At 67.6% G+C, this 23648-nt stretch carries 20 protein-coding genes; 13 read left to right on the top strand and 7 right to left on the bottom strand.

The features are described from left to right. Positions 1-325 precede the first annotated feature (325 nt). The 5 genes from M9799_RS13015 to xseB form a co-directional block, all read right to left on the bottom strand. Positions 326-1405, bottom strand: coding sequence for a TRAP transporter substrate-binding protein (locus M9799_RS13015; protein WP_231042098.1), 1080 nt, complete (start codon positions 1403-1405; stop codon positions 326-328). Positions 1406-1537: 132 nt separating this feature from the next. Further along, positions 1538-2620, bottom strand: coding sequence for a type 2 periplasmic-binding domain-containing protein (locus tag M9799_RS13010; RefSeq protein WP_231042097.1), 1083 nt, complete (start codon positions 2618-2620; stop codon positions 1538-1540). Between the two features lie 609 nt (positions 2621-3229). Further along, complete coding sequence (gene dxs, locus M9799_RS13005; protein WP_231042096.1) at positions 3230-5113, bottom strand: 1-deoxy-D-xylulose-5-phosphate synthase; 1884 nt, start codon at positions 5111-5113, stop codon at positions 3230-3232. Positions 5114-5241: 128 nt separating this feature from the next. Further along, positions 5242-6162 (bottom strand): polyprenyl synthetase family protein, encoded by a 921-nt coding sequence (locus tag M9799_RS13000; protein WP_231042095.1) that lies wholly within the window; start codon positions 6160-6162, stop codon positions 5242-5244. Next, the gene (xseB, locus tag M9799_RS12995) at positions 6159-6401 is read right to left on the bottom strand and encodes an exodeoxyribonuclease VII small subunit (RefSeq protein WP_231042094.1); all 243 of its coding nucleotides are present in this window, start codon (positions 6399-6401) and stop codon (positions 6159-6161) included. Before xseB ends, M9799_RS13000 begins: the two co-directional genes overlap by 4 nt. Positions 6402-6710: 309 nt before the next feature. Here xseB and M9799_RS12990 point away from each other — a divergent pair, with 309 nt between their 5' ends. From M9799_RS12990 to flhC, 5 genes are all read left to right on the top strand, one after another. Further along, positions 6711-7850 (top strand): aromatic ring-hydroxylating oxygenase subunit alpha, encoded by a 1140-nt coding sequence (locus M9799_RS12990; protein WP_231042093.1) that lies wholly within the window; start codon positions 6711-6713, stop codon positions 7848-7850. Between the two features lie 80 nt (positions 7851-7930). Further along, complete coding sequence (locus tag M9799_RS12985; RefSeq protein ID WP_231042092.1) at positions 7931-8815, top strand: DMT family transporter; 885 nt, start codon at positions 7931-7933, stop codon at positions 8813-8815. A 234-nt stretch (positions 8816-9049) separates the two neighbouring features. After that, on the top strand, positions 9050-9958 hold the full coding sequence (locus M9799_RS12980; protein ID WP_231042091.1) for a sulfurtransferase: 909 nt from the start codon (positions 9050-9052) through the stop codon (positions 9956-9958). A gap of 304 nt (positions 9959-10262) precedes the next feature. Further along, positions 10263-10589: a flagellar transcriptional regulator FlhD gene (flhD, locus tag M9799_RS12975; protein WP_231042090.1), complete on the top strand. Its 327-nt coding sequence runs from the start codon at positions 10263-10265 to the stop codon at positions 10587-10589. Positions 10590-10632: 43 nt separating this feature from the next. Next, the gene (gene flhC / locus M9799_RS12970) at positions 10633-11178 is read left to right on the top strand and encodes a flagellar transcriptional regulator FlhC (RefSeq protein ID WP_231042089.1); all 546 of its coding nucleotides are present in this window, start codon (positions 10633-10635) and stop codon (positions 11176-11178) included. 222 nt (positions 11179-11400) lie between these two features. Here the strand turns inward: flhC and yccS are convergent, their stop codons facing one another. Both yccS and ppc read right to left on the bottom strand, forming a co-directional pair. Continuing rightward, the gene (gene yccS / locus M9799_RS12965) at positions 11401-13542 is read right to left on the bottom strand and encodes a YccS family putative transporter (protein ID WP_318530284.1); all 2142 of its coding nucleotides are present in this window, start codon (positions 13540-13542) and stop codon (positions 11401-11403) included. 88 nt (positions 13543-13630) lie between these two features. Then, entirely contained in the window at positions 13631-16468 is a 2838-nt protein-coding gene (gene ppc, locus M9799_RS12960; protein WP_231042088.1) for a phosphoenolpyruvate carboxylase, read from the bottom strand. Between the two features lie 82 nt (positions 16469-16550). Between ppc and hemC the strand changes: the two genes are divergently transcribed. The 8 genes from hemC (at position 16551) to M9799_RS12920 (ending at position 23629) form a co-directional block, all read left to right on the top strand. Next, positions 16551-17489 (top strand): hydroxymethylbilane synthase, encoded by a 939-nt coding sequence (gene hemC, locus M9799_RS12955; RefSeq protein ID WP_231042087.1) that lies wholly within the window; start codon positions 16551-16553, stop codon positions 17487-17489. Then, on the top strand, positions 17486-18289 hold the full coding sequence (locus M9799_RS12950) for a uroporphyrinogen-III synthase (protein ID WP_422688584.1): 804 nt from the start codon (positions 17486-17488) through the stop codon (positions 18287-18289). Before hemC ends, M9799_RS12950 begins: the two co-directional genes overlap by 4 nt. Continuing rightward, a complete protein-coding gene (locus tag M9799_RS12945) occupies positions 18279-19382 on the top strand; it encodes a uroporphyrinogen-III C-methyltransferase (protein ID WP_231042085.1) in 1104 nt (367 codons plus the stop codon). Before M9799_RS12950 ends, M9799_RS12945 begins: the two co-directional genes overlap by 11 nt. Before the next feature lie 9 nt (positions 19383-19391). After that, entirely contained in the window at positions 19392-20657 is a 1266-nt protein-coding gene (locus M9799_RS12940) for a heme biosynthesis HemY N-terminal domain-containing protein (protein WP_231042084.1), read from the top strand. A 392-nt stretch (positions 20658-21049) separates the two neighbouring features. Beyond that, positions 21050-21622 carry a cytochrome b gene (locus M9799_RS12935; protein WP_231042083.1) on the top strand — a complete coding sequence of 191 codons (573 nt, stop codon included), beginning with the start codon at positions 21050-21052 and terminating at the stop codon, positions 21620-21622. Between the two features lie 34 nt (positions 21623-21656). Then, a complete protein-coding gene (locus M9799_RS12930; protein WP_231042082.1) occupies positions 21657-22226 on the top strand; it encodes a YceI family protein in 570 nt (189 codons plus the stop codon). A 52-nt stretch (positions 22227-22278) separates the two neighbouring features. After that, entirely contained in the window at positions 22279-22854 is a 576-nt protein-coding gene (locus M9799_RS12925) for a YceI family protein (protein WP_231042081.1), read from the top strand. Between the two features lie 139 nt (positions 22855-22993). Next, positions 22994-23629, top strand: a complete 636-nt coding sequence (locus tag M9799_RS12920; RefSeq protein WP_231042080.1) for a VOC family protein — start codon at positions 22994-22996, stop codon at positions 23627-23629. The last annotated feature ends 19 nt before the right edge of the window (positions 23630-23648 follow it).

The raw sequence follows: 23648 nt of genomic DNA, 5'->3' as shown, positions 1-23648 counted from the left end.
CTGCCGGTCCGCCCGCAGGGGCTTTTTGCATCCGGCTCAGTTGCGGGAAAGCTGGCGCATGGCGATGGCCGCCGCGGCAGGTTCATCGGCTATGCGGCACTGGCGAAATCCCTGACCGCGTGGCGCCACAGCCCGCCACCCCTTGGCTCAAGGAGGCGTCCTGTGACCCGCTGCAGCCTGCGCTCACGGACATCGAGCATGCCTACAGAAACTTCTTTGCCAAGCGCAGCGTTTTTCCGCGTTTCAAGCACAAGGGCTGCGGCGGTCGAGCAAATCCCATGAAAAAAGCCAGGCAAGGCCTGGCTTCCGGTGGGTGCTGAAAAGCTCAGAGCTTCTGCGTCGCCATGTAGTTGTCGAAGCGCGACTCGGCGAAGCGGAACCAGAGAATCTGGTCGCGCTGGAAGTTGCGGTAGTCGGCGTAGATCTTCTTCCACTCGGGATTGCTTTTCTCCAGCTCGCCGTAGAGCTCCATGGTGGCCTTGAACGACGCATCCATGACGGTCTGCGGGAAAGGCAGCACGCGCGCCTTGGCGGCCACCAGCTGCTTGAGTGCGCCGGGATTGCGCGCGTCGTAGCGCGCCTGCGTGACCACATGCGCCTCGTGCGTCGCGGCCTCGACGATGGCGCGCTGTTCGGCCGTCAGGGCTGCCAGCGCCTTCTGGTTGACGTAGAACTCCAGGTTCAGGCTGCCTTCCCACCAGCCGGGATAGTAGTAGAAGGGCGCGACCTTGTTCAGGCCCAGCTTCAGATCGTCATAGGGCCCGATCCATTCGGCGGCATCGATGGTGCCCTTTTCCAGCGACTGGTAGATCTCGCCCGCGGGAATGTTCTGCGGCACGCCGCCCATGCGCTCGATCACGCGCCCGGCAAATCCGCCGACGCGGAACTTCAGGCCGCTGATGTCGGCCGGCGACTTCACTTCCTTGCGGAACCACCCGCCCATCTGCGCGCCGGTGTTGCCGCCCAGGAAGTTGACGATGTTGTACTTGGCATAGAACTCGCGCATCAGCTTGCGCCCGTTGCCGTCCACCATCCAGGCCGTGAGCTGGCGCGAATTCATGCCAAACGGTATCGCCCCGCCGATGGCAAAAGCCTCGTTCTTGCCGAAGAAGTAGTAGGGCGCGGTGTGGGCCGCCTCCACGGTGCCGTTCTGCACGCCATCGACCACGCCGAAGGCCGGCATCAGCTCGCCGGCCGCATGCACCGAGACTTCGAACTTGCCGCCGGACATCTCCTTGACAGCACGCGCGAACACCTCGGCCGAACCATAGATGGTGTCGAGCGACTTCGGAAAGCTCGATGCGATGCGCCAGCGCACCACGGGCTGGGCGTGCACTGCCGGCGCGGCGCCGGCCGCCAGGACACCCGCGATACCGGCATTTTTCAGGATGGAACGACGATCCATTTCTTGTCTCCTCTTTTGTTATCAGACCTGCACGCTCGTGGCGGCAGGGCGAAAAAAAGCCGCTCGGGGCTGGCCCTGAGCGGCTTCTTGCCATGGGCTGGAGCGCGGTGCGTTGCCAGCCATGTGCCTTGCTTACAGCTTGACCGAAGTCATGTAGCTGTTGAAGCGGAACTCCGAAAAGCGCTCCCACAGCAGCTGGTCGCGCTGGAAGGCGCGCATGTCCTGGTGAATCTTCTTGAACTCGGCCGACCTGGCCTCGTGCTCGCCGAAGACTTCCATCGAGGCCTTGAAGCCTGCGTCCATCACGTCCTTGGGGAAGGCCTTGAGCTGGGTCTTGTCGGCCACCAGCTTCTTCAGCGCGATCGGGTTGAAGGCATCGTACTTGGCCGTCATGTCGCGCGCCGCGACCTTGGTGGCGGCATCGACGATCGCCTTGTTCTCTGCCGACAGCGCGGCATAGGCCTTGGCGTTGACGAAGAAGCCGAGCTCGGCGCCGCCTTCCCACCAGCCGGGGTAGTAGTAGTAGGGCGCGACCTTGTTGAAGCCCAGCTTCTGGTCGTCGTAGGGGCCGACGAACTCGGTGGCGTCCAGCGTGCCCTTTTCCAGCGCCTGGTAGACATCGCCCGCGGGCATGTTCTGCGAGACCACGCCCAGCTTGGCCATGGCTTCGCCGAACAGGCCGCCGCCGAGGCGCATCTTCAGGCCCTTGAGATCGGCCGCCGACTTGATTTCCTTGCGGTACCAGCCGCCCATCTGCGTGCCGGTGTTGCCCGCGCTGTAGCTCTTGATGTTGTAGTTGGCGAAGAACGCATCGAGCAGCTTGCGGCCGTTGCCGTGCTCCATCCAGGCATCCATCTGGCGCGCCGTCAGGCCGAAGGGCACAGCGCAGGCGAAGGCAAAGATCGCATCCTTGCCGGTGAAGTAGTAGGGCGCGGTCTGCGCCATCTCGATGGTGCTGTTCTGCAGCGCATCAACCACGCCGAACGCCGGCATCAGCTCGCCTGCTGCATGCAGCGAGACGTCGAACTTGCCGCCCGACAGGGCCTTGACGGTGCGCGAGAAGGTTTCGGCGCTGCCGAAAATGGTGTCCAGCGACTTGGGAAAGCTCGAGGCCAGGCGCCAGCGCACGGCGGCCTGGGCATGCACCGCGGGCGCGGCACCCGCGGCGAGAACGCCGGCAATGCCTGCCTGCTTGATCAATGAACGACGATCCATGTAAACACTCCGGTAAAACGCCTGGCTGCACTGTCGCCAGTTCCCCCGCGGAAATGGGCACGGCACCCATCCAGGCTGGATGTCAGGGATTGTAAAAACCCTCGGCGCTTGACCTTCCTGGGTAAACCCGGGCTTCGCGCCATTCGCTACATATTTTTATTGCTGCAGGGATGGAAAGCACAAGGAAATGTCTCGCTCCGAGCGTCCTGAGCCTGCCGAGGGGCAACGTTCGTCCTGAGGCTGTCGAAGGGCAAACCGTTCGTCCTGAGCCTGACGAAGGGGGACGGGCCATCCATGCCTCATCCGTTCGTCCTGAGCCTGACGAAGGATGGACGGGCCATCCATGCCTGATCCGTTCGCCCTGAGCCTGTCGAAGGATGGACGGGCTATCTATAGGGCAGGCCGTCCATGGTTCGACAAGCTCACCACGAACGGTTGGGTAGCAAGCTCACCACGAACGGTTGGGTAGCAAGCTCACCACGAACGGTTGGGTAGCAAGCTCACCACGAACGGTTGGGTGCCAAGCTCGTCACGAACGGTTGGGTGGCAGGCTCACCGCAAACGGTCTGAAGCCGCCTCGCGGCGACTTCAGACACTGCTTACCGGCTCTCAATCCGCCAGAAACCGCGCCCGCACCGACTGCGTGATGCCGGCCGCGTCGAGCCCCTGCAGCGCCAGCAGCCGCGCCGGGTCGCCATGCTCGATGAACTGGTCCGGCAGGCCCAGCTGCAGCACCGGGCGCGGCACGCGCGCCGCCTGCAGGGCTTCGAGCACGGCGCTGCCGGCGCCGCCCATGATGGCGCCCTCTTCCAGCGTCACGAGCGCGTCGTGGCGCGCCGCCACCTCGAGCAGCAGTTCCACGTCGAGCGGCTTGGCCCAGCGCATGTTCACGACGGTGGCATCCAGCGCCTCGGCGGCTTCCAGCGCGGGATACAGCAGGCTGCCGAAGGACAGGATCGCGATGCGTGGCCCGGCGGTGGCGACCTTGCCGGACTCGCGCCGGATCTCGCCCTTGCCGAAGGGCAGGCCTTCCAGGCTGGCCAGGGGCTCGATGCCCGCGCCGCTGCCGCGCGGATAGCGCACGGCAACCGGGTGGTTCTGCGCAAAGGCCGTGCTCAGCAGCTGGCGCAGCTCACGCTCGTCCGCCGGGCAGGCCATCGACATGTTGGGAATGCAGCGCACGAAGGGAATGTCGTAGGCCCCGGCATGGGTCGCGCCATCGGCGCCGACCAAGCCGGCGCGGTCCAGTGCAAATACCACCGGCAGGTTCTGCAGCGCCACGTCGTGGATCAGTTGGTCGTAGCCGCGCTGCAGGAAGGTCGAATAGATCGCGACCACCGGCTTGACGCCCTCGCAGGCCATGCCGGCCGCGAAAGTGACCGCATGCTGCTCGGCGATGCCCACGTCGTAGTAGCGCAGCGGAAAGCGCTGCTCGAACTCGACCATGCCCGAGCCCTCGCGCATGGCCGGCGTGATGCCCACCAGGCGCTCGTCATGGGCCGCCATGTCGCACAGCCAGCGGCCGAAGACCTGCGTGAAGGTCGCCTTGGGCGGCGTCGCGGGCTTGACGATGCCGACCTTGGGATCGAACTTGCCCGGGCCATGGTAGGTGACGGGATCGGCCTCGGCCAGCTTGTAGCCCTGGCCCTTCTTGGTCACCACATGCAGGAACTGCGGGCCTTCGAGGCCCTTGATGTTTTCCAGGGTGGGGATCAGCGAGTCGAGGTCGTGGCCGTCGATCGGGCCGATGTAGTTGAAGCCGAAGTTCTCGAACAGCGTGGCCGGCACGACCATGCCCTTGGCCGACTGCTCAAGGCGCTTGGCGAGTTCCAGCAGCGGCGGCACCTGCTTGAGCACGCTCTTGCCCATGTCGCGCGCCTTGGCGTAGAACTGGCCGCTCATCAGCTGCGCGAGGTAGCGGTTGAGCGCGCCCACCGGCGGGCTGATGCTCATGTCGTTGTCGTTGAGGATCACCAGCAGGTTGGCGTCGGCCACACCGGCGTTGTTCAGCGCCTCGAAGGCCATGCCCGCCGTCATCGCGCCGTCGCCGATGATCGCCACCGCGCGGCGCTTCTCGCCCTTGCGCTTGGCGGCCAGCGCCATGCCCAGCGCCGCCGAGATGCTGGTCGAGGAATGCGCGGTACCGAAGGTGTCGTATTCGCTTTCGCTGCGCAGCGGAAAACCCGACAGGCCGCCGAGCTGGCGCAGGCTGGCCATGCGCTCGCGCCGACCGGTCAGGATCTTGTGCGGATAGGTCTGGTGGCCCACGTCCCAGACCAGCCGGTCTTCGGGCGTGTCGAACACCGCGTGCAGCGCCACCGTGAGCTCCACCGTGCCCAGGTTGGAGCTGAGGTGGCCGCCGGTGCGCGACACGCTGTCGAGCACATAGCTGCGCAGCTCCGCGGCCAGCGTCTTGAGCTGGGTGCGGGTGAAGCCGCGCAGGTCCGCAGGACTGTTCACGGTCTGCAGCAAGGGATAGGAATTCGTGGACATGTGCTATTTATCTGGTAGCAGCCAATGCTGGCGGAGCATATGGGATGGGGGATCAATCTACTATAGATCAGCCCCGCGGCAGCGCGCGCCGGACAAGACCCGCAGATGCACGGGCCGTGGCGCGCGCCTCAATGCGAGCGGCGGATGACCTGGTCGGCCAATGCCGCCAGCGCGCGTGTGTCGGCCAGGCCGCAGCGCGCCAGCGCCGCATGCGCCTCCTGCGCCAACTGGTCGGCATAGGCGCGCGCGCCTTCGAGGCCCATCAGCGAGACGTAGGTCGGCTTGTCGGCCGCGGCATCCTTGCCGGCGGTCTTGCCCAGCGTGGCGGAGTCGGCCACCACGTCCAGGATGTCGTCGACCACCTGGAAGGCCAGGCCCAGCGCCGCGCCATAGGCGGCCAGAGCCTCGCGCGTCGCATCGCCGGTTTCGCCACAGGCTGCGCCCATGAGCACGCTGCCCTGGAGCAGCGCGCCGGTCTTCAGGCGGTGCATCTGCCGCAACTGGTCTTCCGACAATTGCAGCCCGACGCTGGCCAGGTCGATGGCCTGGCCGCCGGCCATGCCGCGCGCTCCTGCGGCGCGCGCCAGCAGGCTGCAAAGGCGCGCCTGCATGGCCGCCGGAACCTGCGCTGCTTCGCCCTCGGCAGGCGCGATCAGCTCGAAGGCCAGCGCCTGCAGCGCGTCGCCCGCCAGCAGCGCCTGGGCCTCGCCGAACCGCACATGCACCGTGGGCTTGCCGCGGCGCAGCACGTCGTTGTCCATGCAGGGCATGTCGTCGTGGACCAGCGAATAGGCATGGATCAGCTCGACCGCGCAGGCCGCGCGCAGGGCCGCGTCCCTGCGCCCACCCACCGCCTCGCAGGCGGCCAGCACCAGCAGCGGCCGCAGGCGCTTGCCGCCATCGAGCACGGCATAGCGCATGGCTTCGCCCAACTGCTCCGGCGCCTCCACGCCAACCCAGCGCGACAGCGCCTGCTCGATATCGGCCAGCATCGGCTGCATCCAGTGCGCCAGGTCCAGGCCGTTTTCCTGCGTGACGGCGGCGCTCATTCCTGGCTCCAGACCTGGAGCGCACCATCGTCGAGGCGCTGGATCTGGTCCTGCACGGCATCGAGCTGCTGGCGGCAGTAGGCGAGCAGGCTGGCGGCGCGCTGGTAGCCGCTGAGCATCTGGTCCAGCGGCAGCTGGCCCGACTCGATGCGCGCTATCAGCTGCTCCAGCTCCTCCAGCGCAGCTTCGTAACTCGAGGGCTCGGACGGGGTGGTATGGGCAGCAAGAGCCTGGGGCATGGGTCGGGCAGAAGAAGATAAAGCCATTGATTCTAGGCGCTGTGTCCGAAGCCTTGCGAAGACGGCGCCAGACGGCGGCGCGGCCCTCTGCGCCAGCAAGGTCAATACACGTACCTGCAGGGCGGAAATAACCCTGCCATCTATAATCCCATTCCCGTCGAACCGGCCTGACGCATGGCCATCTGCCGCGGGTTTTGCACCCCTTCATCGGTGCGCAATTCCCTCGAGGCGCCGCGTCCTTGGCCGGTTTTGTTTTTTCCCGTGTGCGAACGCACCCTCCCTGTGGGGAGTCTTTAGGTCAGGTCACCCATGTCTGATTTAAGTCTTCAACTGCAGCAGGCCGCAAGCCAACTACCAGTTTCAAGCTACTTCGACGAAGCGCTGTTCCAGCGCGAGTTGGAAACCATCTTCGCGAATGGCCCCCGCTATGTCGGGCACCAGCTGAGCGTACCGAACCCCGGCGACTACTATGCCCTGCCCCAGGAGGGCGAGGGCCGCGCGCTGGTGCGCAACGCCCAGGGCGGCATCGAGCTGGTCTCGAACGTCTGCCGCCACCGCCAGGCCGTCATGCTCAAGGGCCGCGGCTCGCTGCAGGGCCACGGCAAGGGCCATGCGGGCGGCAACATCGTCTGCCCGCTGCACCGCTGGACCTACAGCGCCAGCGGCGAGCTGCTGGGTGCGCCGCATTTCAGCCACGATCCCTGCCTGAACCTGAACAATTACCGCCTGCGCGAGTGGAACGGCCTGCTGTTCGAGGACAACGGCCGCGACATCGCCGCCGACCTGGCCGGGATGGGCCCGCGCGCGCAGCTGAGCTTCGACGGCTACGTGCTCGACCATGTCGAGATGCACGAGTGCAACTACAACTGGAAGACCTTCATCGAGGTCTACCTCGAGGACTACCACGTCGGCCCCTTCCACCCGGGGCTGGGCAATTTCGTGACCTGCGACGATCTGCAGTGGGAGTTCCAGAACGAATACTCGGTGCAGACCGTGGGTGTCGCGCCCTCCTTTGCCAAGCCGGGCTCCGAGGTCTACAAGATCTGGCATGACGTGCTGCTCAACTACCGCAACGGCGCGCTGCCCGAGCGCGGCGCGATCTGGCTGACCTACTACCCGCACATCATGGTCGAGTGGTATCCGCATGTGCTCACCGTCTCGACGCTGCACCCGGTGAGCCCGACCAAGACCATGAACGTGGTGGAGTTCTACTACCCCGAGGAAATCGCCGCCTTCGAGCGCGAGTTCGTCGATGCGCAGAAGGCCGCCTATATGGAGACCTGCATCGAGGACGACGAGATCGCCGAGCGCATGGACGCCGGCCGGCGCGCGCTGCTGGCGCGCGGCGACAACGAGGTCGGCCCCTACCAGAGCCCGATGGAAGACGGCATGCAGCACTTTCACGAGTGGTACCGCAACGCGCTGGGCGCCAGCCAGCCCAGGCCCTGAGCGCATATTTCGCGACACCCGGCTGCAATCGCTTGATCGTTTCAAGCGCTTGCAGCTTTTTTTTATCTCCCCATTCCCGTATGCAAGTTCTCTGGATGGTGCTGGCGGCCTTTCTGTTCGCCACCATGGGCGTGAGCATCAAGTTCGCGGCTGAACACTTCAACATGGCGGAGATCATCTTCTACCGCGGACTGATCAGCATGGCGCTGCTGTGGCTGCTGGCGCGGCGCCAGGGCATCGCGCTGCGCACCCGCTATCCGATGATGCATGCCTGGCGCTCGCTGGTCGGCGTGGTCTCGATGGCCGCCTGGTTCTACGCCATCACCAAGCTGCCGCTGGCCACCGCCATGACGCTCAACTACATGAGCAGCCTGTGGATCGCGGCGTTCATGGTGGGCGGCGCGCTGATGGCCTGGCGCCCCTCGCCCGCCACGCCGCGGCCGGCATTGCACACGCCGGTGATGCTGAGCCTGCTGGTGGGCTTCGTCGGCGTGGTGCTGATGATGCGCCCGAGCATCGGCGCCGACCAGGCGCTGGCGGGCGTGGTCGGGCTGATGTCCGGCATGATCGCGGCGCTGGCCTATATGCAGGTGGTGGCGCTGTCGCGCCTGGGCGAGCCCGAGCCGCGCGTGGTGTTCTATTTCTCCCTGGGCTCGGCGGTGGCGGGCGGGCTGGCCATGCCGTTCACGGGCGTCTCGGATTTCGCAGGCTGGCACACCCTGTGGCTGATTCCCGTGGGCCTGTTCGCGGCCGGCGGCCAGCTGTGCATGACGCGTGCCTACGCCAACGCCATGACGCGCCGCGCCACGCTGGTGGTCGCCAACCTGCAGTACACGGGCATTGCCTTTGGCGGCGCCTACAGCGTGCTGGTGTTTGGCGATGTCATCGAGCCCATGGGCTGGGTGGGAATGACGCTGATCGTGGGCAGCGGCATTGCCGCCACCGTTCTCCGTTCGAGGAACTAAAGCGGTTTTATCTCGACAGCCGCGCACTGAAGCGCCCTTCGACGGGGCCGCCCAGGCAAGCTCAGGGCGAACGGTGGGGGTTGTCCGTTCGTCCTGAGCCTGTCGAAGGATAACGGGCTTGCTCAGCACGAAACTGCTCTGGGCCCCATGGCGGCGCGCGGCGTCGGATAATGGGCCGATTGCGCGGCCTCGGTTGCAGGGGCCGCGGTTGCAGCCCTTGCCGAGGAACCGCCGATGTCCAAGACCCCCTACACCACCCTGATTCGCGCCGAGCAGCTGACCGAGCTGCAGGCCAGCGGCCAACCCCATATGGTGTTCGACTGCAGCTTCGACCTGGGCCAGCCTGCCCTGGGCCGCCAGCAATACCTGCAGGCGCATATCCCGGGTGCGGTCTATGCCGATCTGGACCAGGACCTGAGCGCCAAGCATGGCGTGCCCGGCAGCGATGGCTCGGTGGCGGTCTCGCAGGCCGACCAGCCCGCGTCCGGCGGGCGCCATCCGCTGCCCAGCCGCGAGCGCTTCTCCGTCTGGCTGTCGAGCGTGGGCTTTTCCAACGACATGCAGGCCGTGGTCTATGACCGCAATGGCGCGAATTTCTGCGGCCGCCTGTGGTGGATGCTCAAGTGGGCCGGCCATGACGCCGTGGCCGTGCTCGATGGCGGGCTGCAGGCCTGGCAGGCCGCGGGACAGCAGGTCAACCAGGGCGCGGAGCCCAGCCATTTCCAGACCACCTTCACGCTGCAGCCGCCGCTGCGCCGCCTGGTCAGCGCGGACATGGTGCTGTCGGGCCTGGGCTCCGAGGCGCAGACGCTGATCGATGCGCGTGCGCCGGCGCGCTACCGCGGGGAGGTCGAGCCGCTGGACCCGGTGGCCGGCCATATCCCGGGCGCGCTCAACCGTCCCTTCAGCGAGAACCTGGCCGCTGACGGCCGCTTCAAGCCGCGCGAACTGCTGCGCGCCGAATTCCAGCAGCTGCTGGGCGAACGCACGGGCGAGAGCGTCGTGCACCAGTGCGGCAGCGGTGTCAGCGCCATACCCAATCTGCTGGCCATGGAGCTTGCGGGGCTGGGCCAGTCCTCCTTGTTCGCCGGCAGCTGGAGCGAGTGGTGCGCCGATGCCACGCGGCCTGTTGCGCGTGGCTGACACTGCGCGAACAGCAAAAAAACAACGCATGCTCCACTCCCCCGGCCCGGCGACGCTGCATGGCGCCGGCAGGAGGGGGCTTTTTACAGCAGCGACTCTCGGTGCATCAATTCCGAACTGGCGACAGCGTTTGTAGGAATTTGCCTTACATACCCCCTGGCTGAACCAGACACGCTGCACCTACGTACCCCGACTTAATTTCCTTTTGGCCCTGTTTCACAATCCATTTCAACAGATCGCGACACCACACACCTCTGGTTTTTGTGCTCTGTTCCCGATCTGACGAATTGAAAAGGATTGACCCATGACCAACGAACAACTGCTTGCCGAGATTCGTGAAGCCAACCTCACCTATCTGATGCTGGCCCAGACCATGATTCGCAAGGACAAAGCCGAGGCCGTGTTCCGTCTGGGTCTGAACGAAGAAGCCGCCGACATCCTGAGCGCGCTGTCCTCGGCCCAGGTGCTCAAGCTGGCATCGCGCAACACCATGCTGTGCAGCTTCCGCGTGGACGACGAGCTGGTCTGGAGCCTGCTGACCAACCACTCCTCCAACAAGATCGGCAACGAGGCGACCAACACGCTGCACGCCAACATCCTGATGGCCAGCCGCGTCTCCGAAGTGCTGTAAGCCACCGCCGCCGCCCCCGTTCACTTCCCGTCGAAAGCCTGCCATGTCCGCCTCCATCACCAAGAGCGTCCTCAACGAATCCAAGCAGATCGAACGCGCCGCCATGCTCATTGAAATGGGCGCGCGCATGCAGGTGCTGGAATCGGAGACCACGCTGTCGTACGAGCGCCTGATCCGCCTGTACAAGGAGATCGCGGGCAAGTCGCCGTCCAAGGGCCAGCTGCCCTTCTCGACCGACTGGTTCCTGACCTGGCAGGAAAACATCCACAGCTCGCTGTTCCTCAACATCTACGAATACCTGTCCAAGGGCGTGGCGCTGGATTCGGCCGAGCAGCTGACCAAGGCCTACCGCCTGTACGCCGAGCAGATCGAAGCCGCGGGGCTCGAAGCGCTGCTGTCGTTCACGCGCGCCTGGCGCCTGGTGAAGTTCGTCGACGCCAACATGCTCACGCGCACCGCCTGCTCGAGCTGCAAAGGCCAGTTCGTGACCGAACCCTACGAGAACGCGCGCCATTACCAGTGCGGACTGTGCAATCCGCCGGCGCGGGCGGGGAAGAGCAAGAATGCTGGGGCTCTCATGCTGCACTGAACTGCATTACGGTTTTTGAACGCCCCTATGGCTTGGCCTGGGGGCGTTCTTGCGTCTGGGGGCCTATTTTTAGGACAGGACGTCCATGGTTCGACGGGGCCGCCCAGGCAGGCTCACCACGAACGGTGGATTTGGCCAGTGCTCCCAAACCGTTCGTCCTGAGCCTGCCTCGCCGGCCGCGTCGAAGGATGGACGTCCTGTCCTCAAGAAACCCCACATCCTTCATTCCGGCTCCGCCAGCAACTGCAGACAAGCCCCCCTCAGCGGCTCCAGCTGCTGGCAAACCAGCACCAGCGGACTGAACGGATCCGCCAGCGCATCGCCGCGCTGCTCCAGTTCCAGCGCCAGGGCCGCCGCGCCGCCGTGGTCCGCGGGCAGCGGCTGGCGGGTCTTCAAGGCCTGCGCCATCTGCTCCAGCGCATCGGCGGCCTGCCCTGCCGCCTCGGTGGCCAGCGGGTGGCTTTCGCTCTGGAACAGCTTGTCGCGGTGCGCGCCCAGCGCCGACAGGTAGTTCAGCAGCGTGTGCGACAGCAGCAGCAATTGCATGCCCACGCGCGCATGGCGGCGCACGGCGCGCGGCTCGAGCAGCAGCTGCGACAGCGCGGTGGACAGCGCCGCGTCCGCATTGTGGGCGTTGCGCCGCGCCAGGCGGTAGTCGAGGTCGTCATCCTTGCCTTCGGCATATTGCGACATGATCTCGCGCAGATAGGCCGCATGCGCGCCGATCGCCTGCGCCACCAGCAGATGCAGCCGGCGGCCCTGCCAGTCGGGCAGCACCAGCAGCATGGCCGCGGTGGCGATGGCCGCGCCGATCACGGTGTCGATCATGCGCGGCCAGATCAGCGCATAGGCGTTGCCCGTGGTCTGCTGGAAGCACAGCAGCACCAGCAGCGTGATCGCCGCCGTGGCCGTCACGTAGTGCTGGGTGCGCGTGACGAAGAACAGCACACCCACGGCAACGGTGATCAGCGCCTGCGCCGGCAGTCCGGGAAACAGCCGCAGCAGCGCCCAGCCCGCAACCAATCCGAGCACCGTGCCCAGGATGCGCTGGCCGACGCGCGCCAGCGTCGCGCCATAGGTCGGCAGGCAGACGAACAGCGTGGTCAGCAGGATCCACCAGCCATGCACCGGGTCGGTGAGCTGCATGGCGACGAAGCCCGCGCCCAGCGCCAGCGACAGGCGCAGCGCATGGCGCAGCAGCGGCGCGCTCGGGTGCAGCTGGGCGCGGATGCGCGCCCAGGCCTCGGCCAGCGTGCGCGGGCGGCGGTTGAACAGGCTGGGGTCGGCCAGCTTGCTGCCTCCCGTGGGATGCGCGGCCGCGGCAATCTGCGCATCCAGCGTGCTCAGATTGCGCACCAGCGCACGCAGCGAGCGCAAGGCGCGCTGCCAGGCAGGCTGCTGCTGCGCAGCGAGGTAATCGATGGCCGCGCGCAGGTCCTCCATGGCGCGCGCGCCCTCGGCGTGGGGCGCGAACGGCTGGCGCTGGCGCAGCGCCTCGGCCAACTGGCTGCAGGCCGCGCCCTGCAGGCCCAGCACGCGCTGGCAGCGGTAGAGCACGTCGCTGTGGAACAGCGTCTGCGCCCATTCGTTGTAGCGGTAGTGCGAGGAGCTGGCGCGCTCGTGGATGTCCTGGGCGATGAAATACAGGTTCATGTGGCGCAGCATCTCGCCGTCCACGCGGGGATCGGGCTTGGGTCCGAGCCGGTTGAACAGGCTTTCCTTGACGGTGTTGAGGCTGGCAACGACCCGGCCATTGGTCTGGGCCAGCGCCATGCGCCGGCGCTCCAGATCGACCGCGCGCACCGGCTCGAACAGGCTGGCCTTCAGGCGCAGATAGGCGCCCAGCTGCTCGAACAGCGTCGCCAGGTTCTGGCGCACCGGCGCGTGCGGAAACAGCGCGCACCAGGCGACCGACAGCAGCCCGTACCAGGCCGCGCCCGCCAGCAGCAGCGCCGGCACGGGCCAGGCGCCGGGCTGCGCCGTGTGCGCGCCCGGCGCCATGCTGATCGCGGTGTAGAGCGCCAGAATCACCGATGCCGAGGCAATCGCGCGGTAGCGTTCGCCCACCGCGCCCAGCAGCGTGAAGGCAAAGGTGAACAGCACCAGCGCCAGCACGAAGCCCAGCGGCTGGCGTATCAGCGCCTCGACGCCGAACGCCACCAGCGCAAAGCACAGCAGCGTGGCCAGCAGCGCGCGCGTGCGTCCGCGCCAGCTGTCGTCGGTCTCGGCCAGCGCGCTGACGGTGATGCCCAGGAACAGCGCGATCACCTGCGGCAGGCGGCCCTGCCACCAGCACAGCGCCATCACCGCGCCGAGCGCGATGGTGATGCGCAGCCCATAGGCCCAGGCGTTTTGTGCCCGCAAGCGTTGCCAGGCTGTTGCAATACCGTTTTCCACCATCGTCCCTTCGTTCACGCAGATCCGCTAGCAAGCTTCGCGCCCGCAGCTGCGCTCAACCCGTGTTCCGGAGCCCGGCGGCGATGCCGTTGATGGAAATGTGGATCCCGGTCTGCACCCGGTCGTCGCCCTGCCCCGCGCGCCAGCGCCGCACCAGTTCCACCTGCAGGTGGTGCAGCGGGTCGATATAGGGAAAGCGGTGGCGGATGGAGCGCGCCAGCGCCGCGTTGTGCGCCAGCCGCTCCTGGTCGCCGGTGATCTGCGACAGCGCCTGCGCGGTGCGCTGCCACTCGGCCTCGATGGCCTCGAAGATGCGCCGGCGCACGCGTGCGTCGCTCACCAGCTCGCTGTAGCGCGAGGCCAGCGCCAGGTCGCTCTTGGCCAGCACCATGTCCATGTTCGACAGCAGCGTGCGAAAGAAGGGCCACTGGCGGTACATGCGCTGCAGCAGCGCCATCTGCGCCTTGGCGTCCTTGCCCGGCTGCTGCACGAAATCCTGCACCGCCGCGCCGAAGCCGTACCAGCCCGGCAGCGTGAGGCGGCACTGGCCCCAGCTGAAGCCCCAGGGAATCGCGCGCAGGTCCTCGATCTTCTGCGAGGGCTTGCGCGAGGCCGGGCGCGAGCCGATGTTGAGCTCGGCGATCTCGCGGATCGGCGTGCTGCCGAAGAAGTACGAGGTGAAGCCCGGGGTTTCGTAGACCAGCGCGCGGTAGGCCGCCATGCTGGCCTCCGACAGCTGCGCCGCGGCGGCGAGGAACGCCGGCGTCGCCGGCTTGGTCGGCTGCAGCAGCGTGGCTTCGAGCGTGGCGGCGACCAGCGTCTCGAGGTTGCGCCGGCCGATCTCGGGGTTGGCGTATTTGGAGGCAATGACCTCGCCCTGCTCCGTCAGGCGGATCTGCCCGCGCACCGTGCCCGGCGGCTGCGCCAGGATCGCCTGGTAGCTCGGGCCGCCGCCGCGGCCCACCGTGCCGCCGCGGCCATGGAACATGCGCAGCCGGATGCCATGGCTCGCCGCCAGCTCGTCGAACAGCTCCACCAGCGCGATCTCGGCGCGGTACAGCTCCCAGTTGCTGGTGAAGATGCCGCCGTCCTTGTTGCTGTCGCTGTAGCCGAGCATGATGTCCTGCTCGCCGCCCGAGCGCTGCACCAGCGCCGCGACGCCGGGCAGCCGGTAGTAGTCGCGCATGATCGGCGCGGCATTGCGCAGGTCCTCGATGGTCTCGAACAGCGGCACGACGATCAGGTCCGCGCGCGCGTCGCTGTCGAGCGTGCCGCGCATCAGCCCGACCTCCTTTTGCAGCAGCTGGGCTTCGAGCAGGTCGCTGACGGTTTCGGTATGGCTGATGATGTAGTGGCGGATCGCCTCTGCGCCATAGGTCTCGCGCATGCGCCGCGCGGTCTCGAAGATCGCCAGCTCGCCCTCGGTGTGCGCCGAGTACTGCGCGCCCACCACGCGCAGCGGGCGCGCGTCCTCCAGCAGATCCAGCAGCAGCGCCTGCTTGGCGGTCTCGTCCAGGCGGCTGTAGTCGCTCTCGAGCCGCGCGGTGGCCAGCAGCTCGGCAACCACGCGCTCGTGCTGGTCTGAGCTCTGGCGCAGGTCCACGGTGGCCAGGTGGAAACCGAACACCTGCACCGCGCGTATCAGCGGGTGCAGGCGCTGCGCAGCCAGCGGCCCGCCGTGGTGGCTGCGCAGCGAGCGGTCGATGACCTGCAGGTCTTCCAGGAACTCCTCGGCGCGCACATAGCCGTTTTGCGGCGCCACCGCATGGCGCGCGGCGTCGCCGCCGGTCAGCGTCTTCAGGCTCGCGGCCAGGCGCGCGTAGATGCCGGTCAGCGCGCGCCGGTAGGGCTCGTCGCGGCGGTGCTCGTTGGTATCGGGCGAGCGCTCGGCCAGCGCCTGCATCTCGGGCGTGAGCTGTACCAGGTGCGCCGACAGCGACAGCTCCGCGCCCAGGTAGTGCACTTCGGTCAGGTAGTGGCGCAACGCGACTTCGGCCTGGCGGCGCAGCGCCAATTGCAAGGTATCGGCCGTGACGTTCGGATTGCCGTCGCGGTCGCCGCCGATCCACTGCCCCATGCGCAGGAAGCTGGCCACGGGCTGGTCGCCGAGCTCGCGCTCGAGCTCGGCGTAGAGCTTGGGGATCTGGCGCAGGAAGGTGGCCTCGTAATAGGTCAGCGCATTCTCGATCTCGTCGGCCACCGTGAGCTTGGTGTGGCGCAGCAGCCGTGTCTGCCACAGCTGGGCCACGCGCGCGCGCAGCTGCGCCTCGTTGTCCTCCAGCGCGCGCGGCGTGAGCGTGTCCCGCGCGCTGTTGTAGAGCTGGGCGCGCTCGCTGATGTCGTCCCGCGCCGCCAGCAGCTGCGCGATGTCGCGCTCGGCCGAGAGGATGCTGTGGCGCTGCACCTCCGTCGGGTGGGCGGTGAGCACCGGCGCGACATGGCTTTGCGCCAGCGTCTGGGCGATGGCCGCGGGCGCGATGCCGGCCCAGCGCAGCCGCGCCAGCGCCACGCCGATGCTGCCTTCCTGCGTGTTGCCGGCGCGCTCGTGCAGCGCGCGGCGGCGGATGTGGTGGCGGTCCTCGGCCAGATTGGCGAGGTGGCTGAAATAGGTGAAGGCGCGGATCACGCTCACCGTCTGGTCCGCGCTCAGGCTCTTGAGCAGCCTCTTGAGCTGGCGGTCGGCATCGTGGTCGGCGTCGCGCCGGAAGGCCACCGACAGCTGGCGTATCTGCTCGACCAGCTCATAGGCCGCCACGCCGTCCTGTTCGCGGATGACGTCGCCCAGGATCCGGCCCAGCAGGCGGATGTCCTCGAGCAGGGGCAATTCCTTGTCGGTCCTGCGGCCGTTCCTGCCGGCGAAAGGTTCATCGTTCTTGCGGGAAGTTCGGGTCATGCGGATATTCCTGGGCCATTAGCGGATGCAGCGCGCCATGCTAGCATTTGGCGTTGCCCTGAGGCCGCTTCGCGTCGATGCCATGAATACCGCCATTTCCCCCGATTCCGAGATTGTCATCGCCACGCGCGAAAGCCGCCTGGCGCTGTGGCAGGCCGAGCATGTGCAGGCCCGGCTGCAGGCCCTGGGCCACAGCGTGCGGCTGCTGGGCATGACCACCAAGGGCGACCAGATCCTCGACCGCTCGCTGTCCAAGGTCGGCGGCAAGGGGCTGTTCGTCAAGGAACTCGAGGTCGCGCTGGAAGAAGGCCGCGCCGACATCGCCGTGCATTCGCTCAAGGACGTTCCCATGGAGCTGCCCGAAGGCTTCGTGCTGGCCTGCGTGATGGAGCGCGAGGACCCGCGCGATGCCTTCGTCTCGCCGAACTACGCCGCGCTGGACTTCCTGCCCCAGGGCGCCACGGTCGGCACCTCGAGCCTGCGCCGCCAGGTGCTGCTGCAGGCGCAGCGCCCCGACCTGCGCATCGCCCCGCTGCGCGGCAACCTCGACACGCGCCTGCGCAAGCTCGACGAAGGCCATTACGACGCCATCGTGCTGGCGGCCGCGGGCCTCAAGCGCCTGGGGCTGGAAGAGCGCATCCGCTGCGCCTTCGAGGCCGACGAGATGCTGCCCGCCGCGGGCCAGGGCGCCCTGGGCATCGAAGTGCGCGCCGACCGCGCCGACCTGATTGCCGCGCTGGCGCCGCTGGCGCACGAGCCGACCTGGCTGGGCGTGGCCGCCGAGCGCGCCGTCAGCCGCAGCATGGGCGGCAGCTGCTCGATGCCGCTGGCCGCGCACGGCATCTGGCAGGGCGATGAATTGTTCCTGCGCGCCGCCTGGGGCGATCTCGAGGGGCAACTGGCACTGGTGCAGGTCGATGAACACGCCACGGTCACCACGCTGGCCGAAGCCGAGGCGCTGGGCGAAGCCGTCGCGCAGCAGCTGCGCGCCTCGGGCGCGCGCATGGGGTTGTCCTCCTGAAGCGCGTGCCCAACGCCACGCACCCCTTGCGGGTCCTGGTGACCCGCCCCGCGCCCGATGCCGGCCACTGGGTCGACGAACTGCAGGCGCGCGGCATCGCCGCCAGCGCGCTGCCGCTGATCGACATCGCGCCCACTGAAATCCCCTCCGAGGCACTGTCGAAGGCACGCTGCGCGTGCGCCACTCCCGGCCATTACCGCGCCGTCATGTTCGTCAGCGGCAATGCCGTTTCGCACTTCTTCGCGCCGGGCGTGCGCCTGGCGCCCGGCACGCGCGCCTGGTCGCCCGGCCCGGGAACGGCGCGGACGCTGCAGGCCGCGGGCGTGCCCACGGCGCAGATCGACGGCCCGCGGCCCGACGCCACGCAGTTCGACTCCGAGGCGCTGTGGCCCGAGGTGCGCGCGCAGATCCAAAGTGGCGACCGGGTGCTTTTGGTACGCGGCGGCTCGGGCGCTTCCGGCAGCGGCCGCGAATGGCTGGCCGAGCAGTTGCGCCGGGCCGGTGCCACGCTGGAATTCGTGGCCGTCTACGAGCGCCACGCGCCGCAGCTCGCACCCACGGCGCTGGCGCTGGCGCGCGAGGCCGCGCACGACGGCACGCTGTGGCTGTTCAGCAGCTCCGAAGCCATCTCCAACCTGCAGCGCGCGCTGCCCGGCACCGACTGGAGCCAGGCGCGCGCCCTGGCCACCCACCCACGCATCGCGGCCGCCGCGCAACAGGCGGGCTTTGGCCATGTCCAGCAATGCCGTCCTTCGCTGAGTGAGGTGGCGGCCTCTATAGAATCAGCACATGAGCACTGACGCCGTCCACGACCAGTCTGCCCCTGCGCCGCATGCGGCCCAGGCCTCCCTTGCGCCCGCGGCCGCGGCACGCCCCGCCTCGTCCCTGGCGCTGTACCTCGTCGGTACCGTGGCCGTGGTGGCGCTGGTCGGCAGCGGCATGCTGTGGCAGCGCATGAGCGGCATCCAGGAACAGCTCGCGCGCCAGAGCGCCGACTCGGGCACGCAGGCCATCGAGGCGCGCACCATGGCGCGCGACGCGCAGGACCTGGCGCGCGACAGCGTGGCGCGCCTGTCGGTCATGGAAGCGCGCGTGGGCGAGGTCACGCTGCAGCGCACCCAGCTCGAGGAGCTGGTCCAGAGCCTGTCGCGCACCCGCGACGACACGCTGGTGGTCGACATCGACACCGCCATCCGCATGGCGCAGCAGCAGGCGCAGCTGACCGGCACCCTCGACCCGCTGGTCGCCACGCTGCGCAGCGCCGCCAAGCGCATCGAGCGCACGGCCCAGCCGCGGCTCACGCCGGTGCAGCGCGCGATCGAACGCGACCTCGAAGCGATCTCGCGCCTGGCCGTGACGGACACCGCCGCCCTGCTGGCACGCATCGACGACCTGCTGCGCGGCGTCGACGACCTGCCGCTGGCGAATGCGGTGGCCAAGCCCAGCGCGATCCGCGGCGCAGCCCCCGCCCCCGCACCCGGCCCTGCGCCGGCCGCACGCTATTCGCTGGGCGACTGGGCCTGGTGGCAGGACTGGGGCACGCGCACCTGGAACGTGGTGCGCGAGGAGATCTACGACCTGGTGCGCGTCAGCCGCATCGACCAGCCCGAGGCCGTGCTTTTGGCGCCGGACCAGGGCTTCTTCCTGCGCGAGAACCTCAAGCTGACGCTGCTCAACGCGCGCCTGGGCGTGCTGGCGCGCCAGTACGATGCCGCGCGCAGCGACCTGGGCACGGCCAGCCAGACCATGGCCAAGTATTTCGACCCCGCGTCGCGGCGCACGCGCAATGCGCAGGTGCTGCTGCAGCAGGCCCAGTCGAACCTGAAGAACAACGAGCAGCCCTCGCTGGATGAGACCCTGGCAGCGCTGGCAACCGCCGCCACCGGGCTCTGAGGAAACGACATGCGCGCTGCACTGTGGTTCATTGGCCTGTTCGGCATCGCTGTCGCGGTGGCCCTGTTCGTCGGCAACAACCAGGGCACGGTGACGCTGTTCTGGCCGCCCTACCGCGTCGACCTGTCGCTCAACATGGTGCTGCTTCTGCTGCTGGCGGCATTCCTGCTGTGCCATGCGGCGCTGCGCGGGCTTTCGGTGCTGACCCAGTTGCCGCGCCAGGCCCGCCGCTGGCGCGAGCAGCAAAAGGAGCGCGCGATGCACCACGCGCTGCTCGACGCGCTGTCGCACCTGCAGGCCGGGCGCTTCCTGCGCGCGCGCAAGTCGGCGCTGGCGGCGCTGGCGCACGAGGAAGCGCTGGGCAACGTGCCCCACGGCCGCCAGCTGCGCGCCACGGCGCACATGGTCGCGGCCGAAGGCTCGCATGCGCTGCAGGACACACCGCAGCGCGAAACCCATCTGGCGCAGGTGCTGGAATGCGCGCCGCTCGACGGCAATGCCGTGGAGCTGGAAACCCGCGAAGGCGCGCAGATGCGCGCCGCGCGCTGGGCGCTCGACGACCGCGATGCCCAGCTGGCGCTCGAGCGCCTGGCGGCGCTGCCCCAGGGCGCGAGCCGCCGTACCCTGGCGCTGCGTATCAAGCTCAAGGCCGCGCGCCTGGCACGCCACACCGAGCCGGCGCTGGAAACCGCGCGCATGCTGGCAAAGCACCGCGCCTTTTCGCCCGCGGCTTCGGCCAGCATCGTGCGCGGGCTGCTGCTCGAGCTGATCCACGACACGCGCGACACCGGCCGCCTGCAGGAGATCTGGTTGAACCTCGATCCCGAGGAACGCGCCATGCCCGAGATTGCCATTCCCGCCGCGCGCCAGTTGGTGCGCCTGGGCGGCGACCGCTCGCAGGCGCGTGCCTGGCTGCTGCCGGTCTGGGAGTCGGTCACCGCGCGCCTGGATGGCTTGAGCGACGGCCACCTGCAGGCCCTGGTGCTGGCGCTGCAGGACTGCCTCGACGGCCTCGACAGCCAGTGGCTGGCGCGCATCGAGGCCGCCAGCCGCGCCCACCCGCGCGAGCCGCGTCTGCAATACCTCGCCGGCATGGCGTGCGTGCAGCGCCAGCTCTGGGGCAAGGCGCACCAGCTGCTGAGCCAGAGCGCGCCGCAGCTCGATCCCGGGCCGCTGCGCGTGCATGCCTGGCAGCAGCTGGCGCGGATGGCGGAGCATCGCAATGATGGCGAAGCTGCGGCTCTTGCCTGGAAGCAGGCGGCGTTGGGCGGGTAAACCGCACAGGTTCACTCTGAACCTGGGATTTTTCGCCTCATTTATGGCGTCGGCCGTCCATCCTTCGACGGGCTCAGGACGAACGGTTCAAGCTCCGTTCGCGCCGATCCTGAGCTTGCCGAAAACCAAAGCCCTGCCCTCCATTTCGGGATGCGGCATCCGCCCCACCCGTTCGCCCAGAGCTTCCCTCGGCGGGCCCGTCGAAGGGTGGACGGCCTGCGCTCCAGTCGAAGCATGGACTCACCGTGAGGCCATCACCAAAGCCCCGCGCCTTCATCTTTTTTGAACCCACCCATCAATCCCACTGAACTCTTTTCAACCCAACGCTTCCTATACTGGGAAATTGCATGCCGCCCGGCATGCGACGGACACAACTTGCGCCCGCCCTTCCCATGCCTTCAACCTCTTCGATCCCAGCGCCTGCGCGCTACACCGCCACCGCCAAGCTGCTGCACTGGGTGCTGGCGCTGGCCCTCATCGCCGCCCTGGGCATGGGCCTGTACATGGTCGGCCTGTCGTTCTCGCCGCAGCGGCTCAAGCTCTACAACTGGCACAAATGGCTGGGGGTCTCGATCCTGGCGCTGAGCCTGGTGCGCCTGGGCTGGCGGCTCGCCAACAAGCCGCCCGCCCTCCCTGCAGCCATGCAGGCCGCCATGCCCCGCTGGCAGCATCTGGCGCACCACGGCACGCACCATGCGCTCTACGCCTTGTTCTTCGTGGTGCCGCTGCTGGGCTGGGCCTATAGCTCGGCCGCCGGTTTCCCCATCGTCTTCCTGGGCCTGGTGGCGCTGCCCGACTGGGTGTCGGCCAGCCCGGAGCTTGCCGAACTGCTCAAGCCCCTGCACCAGTGGAGCGCCTATGCGCTGGCGGCGCTGATCGTGCTGCATGTCGCGGCTGCCCTGAAGCACCATTTCATCGACCGCGACGGGCTGCTGCTGCGCATGCTGCCCGGCCAGCGCGGCTGACCTTCCACCGACCCATTGCCTTTACGGAGCTCCCATGACCCTGCGTACCCTGCTTTCCTCCCTCGTCCTGGCCGGCACCGTGCTGGCGCCCGCGGCCTTTGCCCAGCAAAAGCTCGTGCCCGCGCAAAGCTCGGTGGGCTTCACCATCAAGCAGATGGGCGTGCCGCTGCAGGGCCAGTTCAGGCAGTTCGATGCCCAGGTGCAGTTCGACACCGCCAAGCCCGAGGCCAGCAGGATCCAGTTCACCGTCGCCACCGGCAGCGCCACCATGGGCTCGAAGGAAACCGATGCCGAGCTGCCCAAGCCGACCTGGTTCAACGTCGCCAGCTTCCCGCAGGCACGCTTCGACTCCACCGCCGTCAAGGCGCTGGGCGCAGGCAAGTACCAGGTCGATGGCAAGCTGAGCATCAAGGGCCAGTCGCAGAACGTCAGCGTGCCCGTGACGCTGACGCAGAGCGGCGCCACTACCATCGCCTCGGGCACGCTGCCGATCAAGCGCCTGGCCTTCAAGATCGGCGAAGGCGACTGGACCGATACCTCGATGGTCGCCGATGATGTCCAGGTCAATTTCAAACTTGCTTTGACCGGCATCGGAAAAATCTGAGCCTTTCCCTGATTTCCCTGTCTCACAACCCCTTATCACCCAGGAGTCTTTGATGCGCACCACCCTTTTCGCCCTTGCCGCCGCCGGCCTGTTCGCCACCGCTGCCCAGGCCGCGCCCGCGACCTATGCCATCGACCCGTCGCACACCTTCGCGACCTTCGAGATCGACCACATGGGCACAACCACCAACCGCGCGCGTTTCGACAAGAAGCAGGGCACCGTGGAGTTCGACCGCGAAGGCAAGACCGGCAAGGTCGAAGTGACGCTGGACATGACTTCGGTGAACTCGGGCACGCCGGGCTTCGACAAGCACCTGCAGAGCGCCGACATCTTCAACGTCGCCAAGTTCCCGACGGCGAAGTTCGTCTCGGACAAGTTCGTGTTCGAAGGCGACAAGGTCAAGGAAGTCACGGGCCAGCTGACGCTGCTCGACAAGACCCAGCCCGTGACCTTCAAGGCCAACAAGTTCAACTGCTACCCCAGCCCGATGCTGCAAAAGCGCGAAGTCTGCGGCGGCGACTTCGAAGCCACCATCGACCGCACGGCTTTCGGCCTGGACTACGGCACGAACTTCGGCGCCGCCAAGCAGGTGCGCCTGGTGCTGCAGATCGAAGCCGTGAAGCAGTGATCCGCCACGCCCTCGGGCGCACGGGCCGGCACTTCGAAAGGGTGCCGGCCTTTTTCTTGCCTGATCGATCTGCACCCTCCTCCCAAAATTACGTTTAGGTGAATTGATTTAAGATAGCGGAATCTTTTCAGGAGACACCATGGCCGTCCTTCCTTCCTCTTCTGCCGTTTCCGCGCTGCCGCCCGCCGCCCCCGTCCAGCAGCTGCACCATTTCGCCTACAAGGCGCGCGATGCCGAGGAAACGCGCCACTTCTACGAAGACATCCTGGGCCTGCCGCTCTACCACATCATCCAGAGCGACTACGTTCCCAGCACCGGCGAATACTGCCCCTACACGCATTTCTTCTTCCGCCTGCAGGACGGTTCGTTCATTGCCTTTTTCGACCTGGGCGACGACCTCGCGGCCGAGCCCTCGCCCAACACGCCGGCCTGGGTCAACCACATCGCTTTCCGCGTGAACACCGTCGAGGAGCTGGAGAACACCAAGGTGCGGCTGCAGGCCCATGGCATCGAGGTGCTGGGCGTGACCGACCACCATATCTTCAAGAGCATCTACTTCTTCGACCCCAACGGCATCCGCCTGGAGCTGTCGGCACAACTGGCCGATGCGGTGCAGATGGCCAAGGAGAGCACGACAGCCCATGCGCGCCTGGCCGAATGGACCGAACGCAAGCAGCAGTGGCGGCGCGAACGCGCCGAGGGCAAGACCGCGCAGGCGCTCAAGCCGCAGGCAAATGACAGGCCGGAACTGGGTCCCGGCGAAAAGGCCGGCTGAGCCCCACGCAGTGGATTCG

This window comes from Comamonas endophytica (assembly GCF_023634805.2).
Classification (GTDB): Bacteria; Pseudomonadota; Gammaproteobacteria; order Burkholderiales; family Burkholderiaceae_C; genus Comamonas; species Comamonas endophytica.
This window is presented reverse-complemented; position numbering and strand designations above follow the sequence as displayed.

Excerpts from the sequence above, each read along its gene's own strand:
- M9799_RS12945 (WP_231042085.1), top strand. The coding sequence starts at position 18,279 with ATGAGCACTGACGCCGTCCACGACCAGTCTGCCCCTGCGCCGCATGCG.
- dxs (WP_231042096.1), bottom strand. The coding sequence starts at position 5,113 with ATGTCCACGAATTCCTATCCCTTGCTGCAGACCGTGAACAGTCCTGCG.
- hemC (WP_231042087.1), top strand. The coding sequence starts at position 16,551 with ATGAATACCGCCATTTCCCCCGATTCCGAGATTGTCATCGCCACGCGC.
- M9799_RS12935 (WP_231042083.1), top strand. The coding sequence starts at position 21,050 with ATGCCTTCAACCTCTTCGATCCCAGCGCCTGCGCGCTACACCGCCACC.
- M9799_RS13015 (WP_231042098.1), bottom strand. The coding sequence starts at position 1,405 with ATGGATCGTCGTTCCATCCTGAAAAATGCCGGTATCGCGGGTGTCCTG.
- M9799_RS12920 (WP_231042080.1), top strand. The coding sequence starts at position 22,994 with ATGGCCGTCCTTCCTTCCTCTTCTGCCGTTTCCGCGCTGCCGCCCGCC.
- M9799_RS12940 (WP_231042084.1), top strand. The coding sequence starts at position 19,392 with ATGCGCGCTGCACTGTGGTTCATTGGCCTGTTCGGCATCGCTGTCGCG.
- M9799_RS12925 (WP_231042081.1), top strand. The coding sequence starts at position 22,279 with ATGCGCACCACCCTTTTCGCCCTTGCCGCCGCCGGCCTGTTCGCCACC.
- ppc (WP_231042088.1), bottom strand. The coding sequence starts at position 16,468 with ATGACCCGAACTTCCCGCAAGAACGATGAACCTTTCGCCGGCAGGAAC.
- M9799_RS12930 (WP_231042082.1), top strand. The coding sequence starts at position 21,657 with ATGACCCTGCGTACCCTGCTTTCCTCCCTCGTCCTGGCCGGCACCGTG.
- M9799_RS12990 (WP_231042093.1), top strand. The coding sequence starts at position 6,711 with ATGTCTGATTTAAGTCTTCAACTGCAGCAGGCCGCAAGCCAACTACCA.
- M9799_RS13010 (WP_231042097.1), bottom strand. The coding sequence starts at position 2,620 with ATGGATCGTCGTTCATTGATCAAGCAGGCAGGCATTGCCGGCGTTCTC.
- xseB (WP_231042094.1), bottom strand. The coding sequence starts at position 6,401 with ATGCCCCAGGCTCTTGCTGCCCATACCACCCCGTCCGAGCCCTCGAGT.
- flhC (WP_231042089.1), top strand. The coding sequence starts at position 10,633 with ATGTCCGCCTCCATCACCAAGAGCGTCCTCAACGAATCCAAGCAGATC.
- M9799_RS12985 (WP_231042092.1), top strand. The coding sequence starts at position 7,931 with ATGCAAGTTCTCTGGATGGTGCTGGCGGCCTTTCTGTTCGCCACCATG.
- M9799_RS13000 (WP_231042095.1), bottom strand. The coding sequence starts at position 6,162 with ATGAGCGCCGCCGTCACGCAGGAAAACGGCCTGGACCTGGCGCACTGG.
- flhD (WP_231042090.1), top strand. The coding sequence starts at position 10,263 with ATGACCAACGAACAACTGCTTGCCGAGATTCGTGAAGCCAACCTCACC.
- M9799_RS12980 (WP_231042091.1), top strand. The coding sequence starts at position 9,050 with ATGTCCAAGACCCCCTACACCACCCTGATTCGCGCCGAGCAGCTGACC.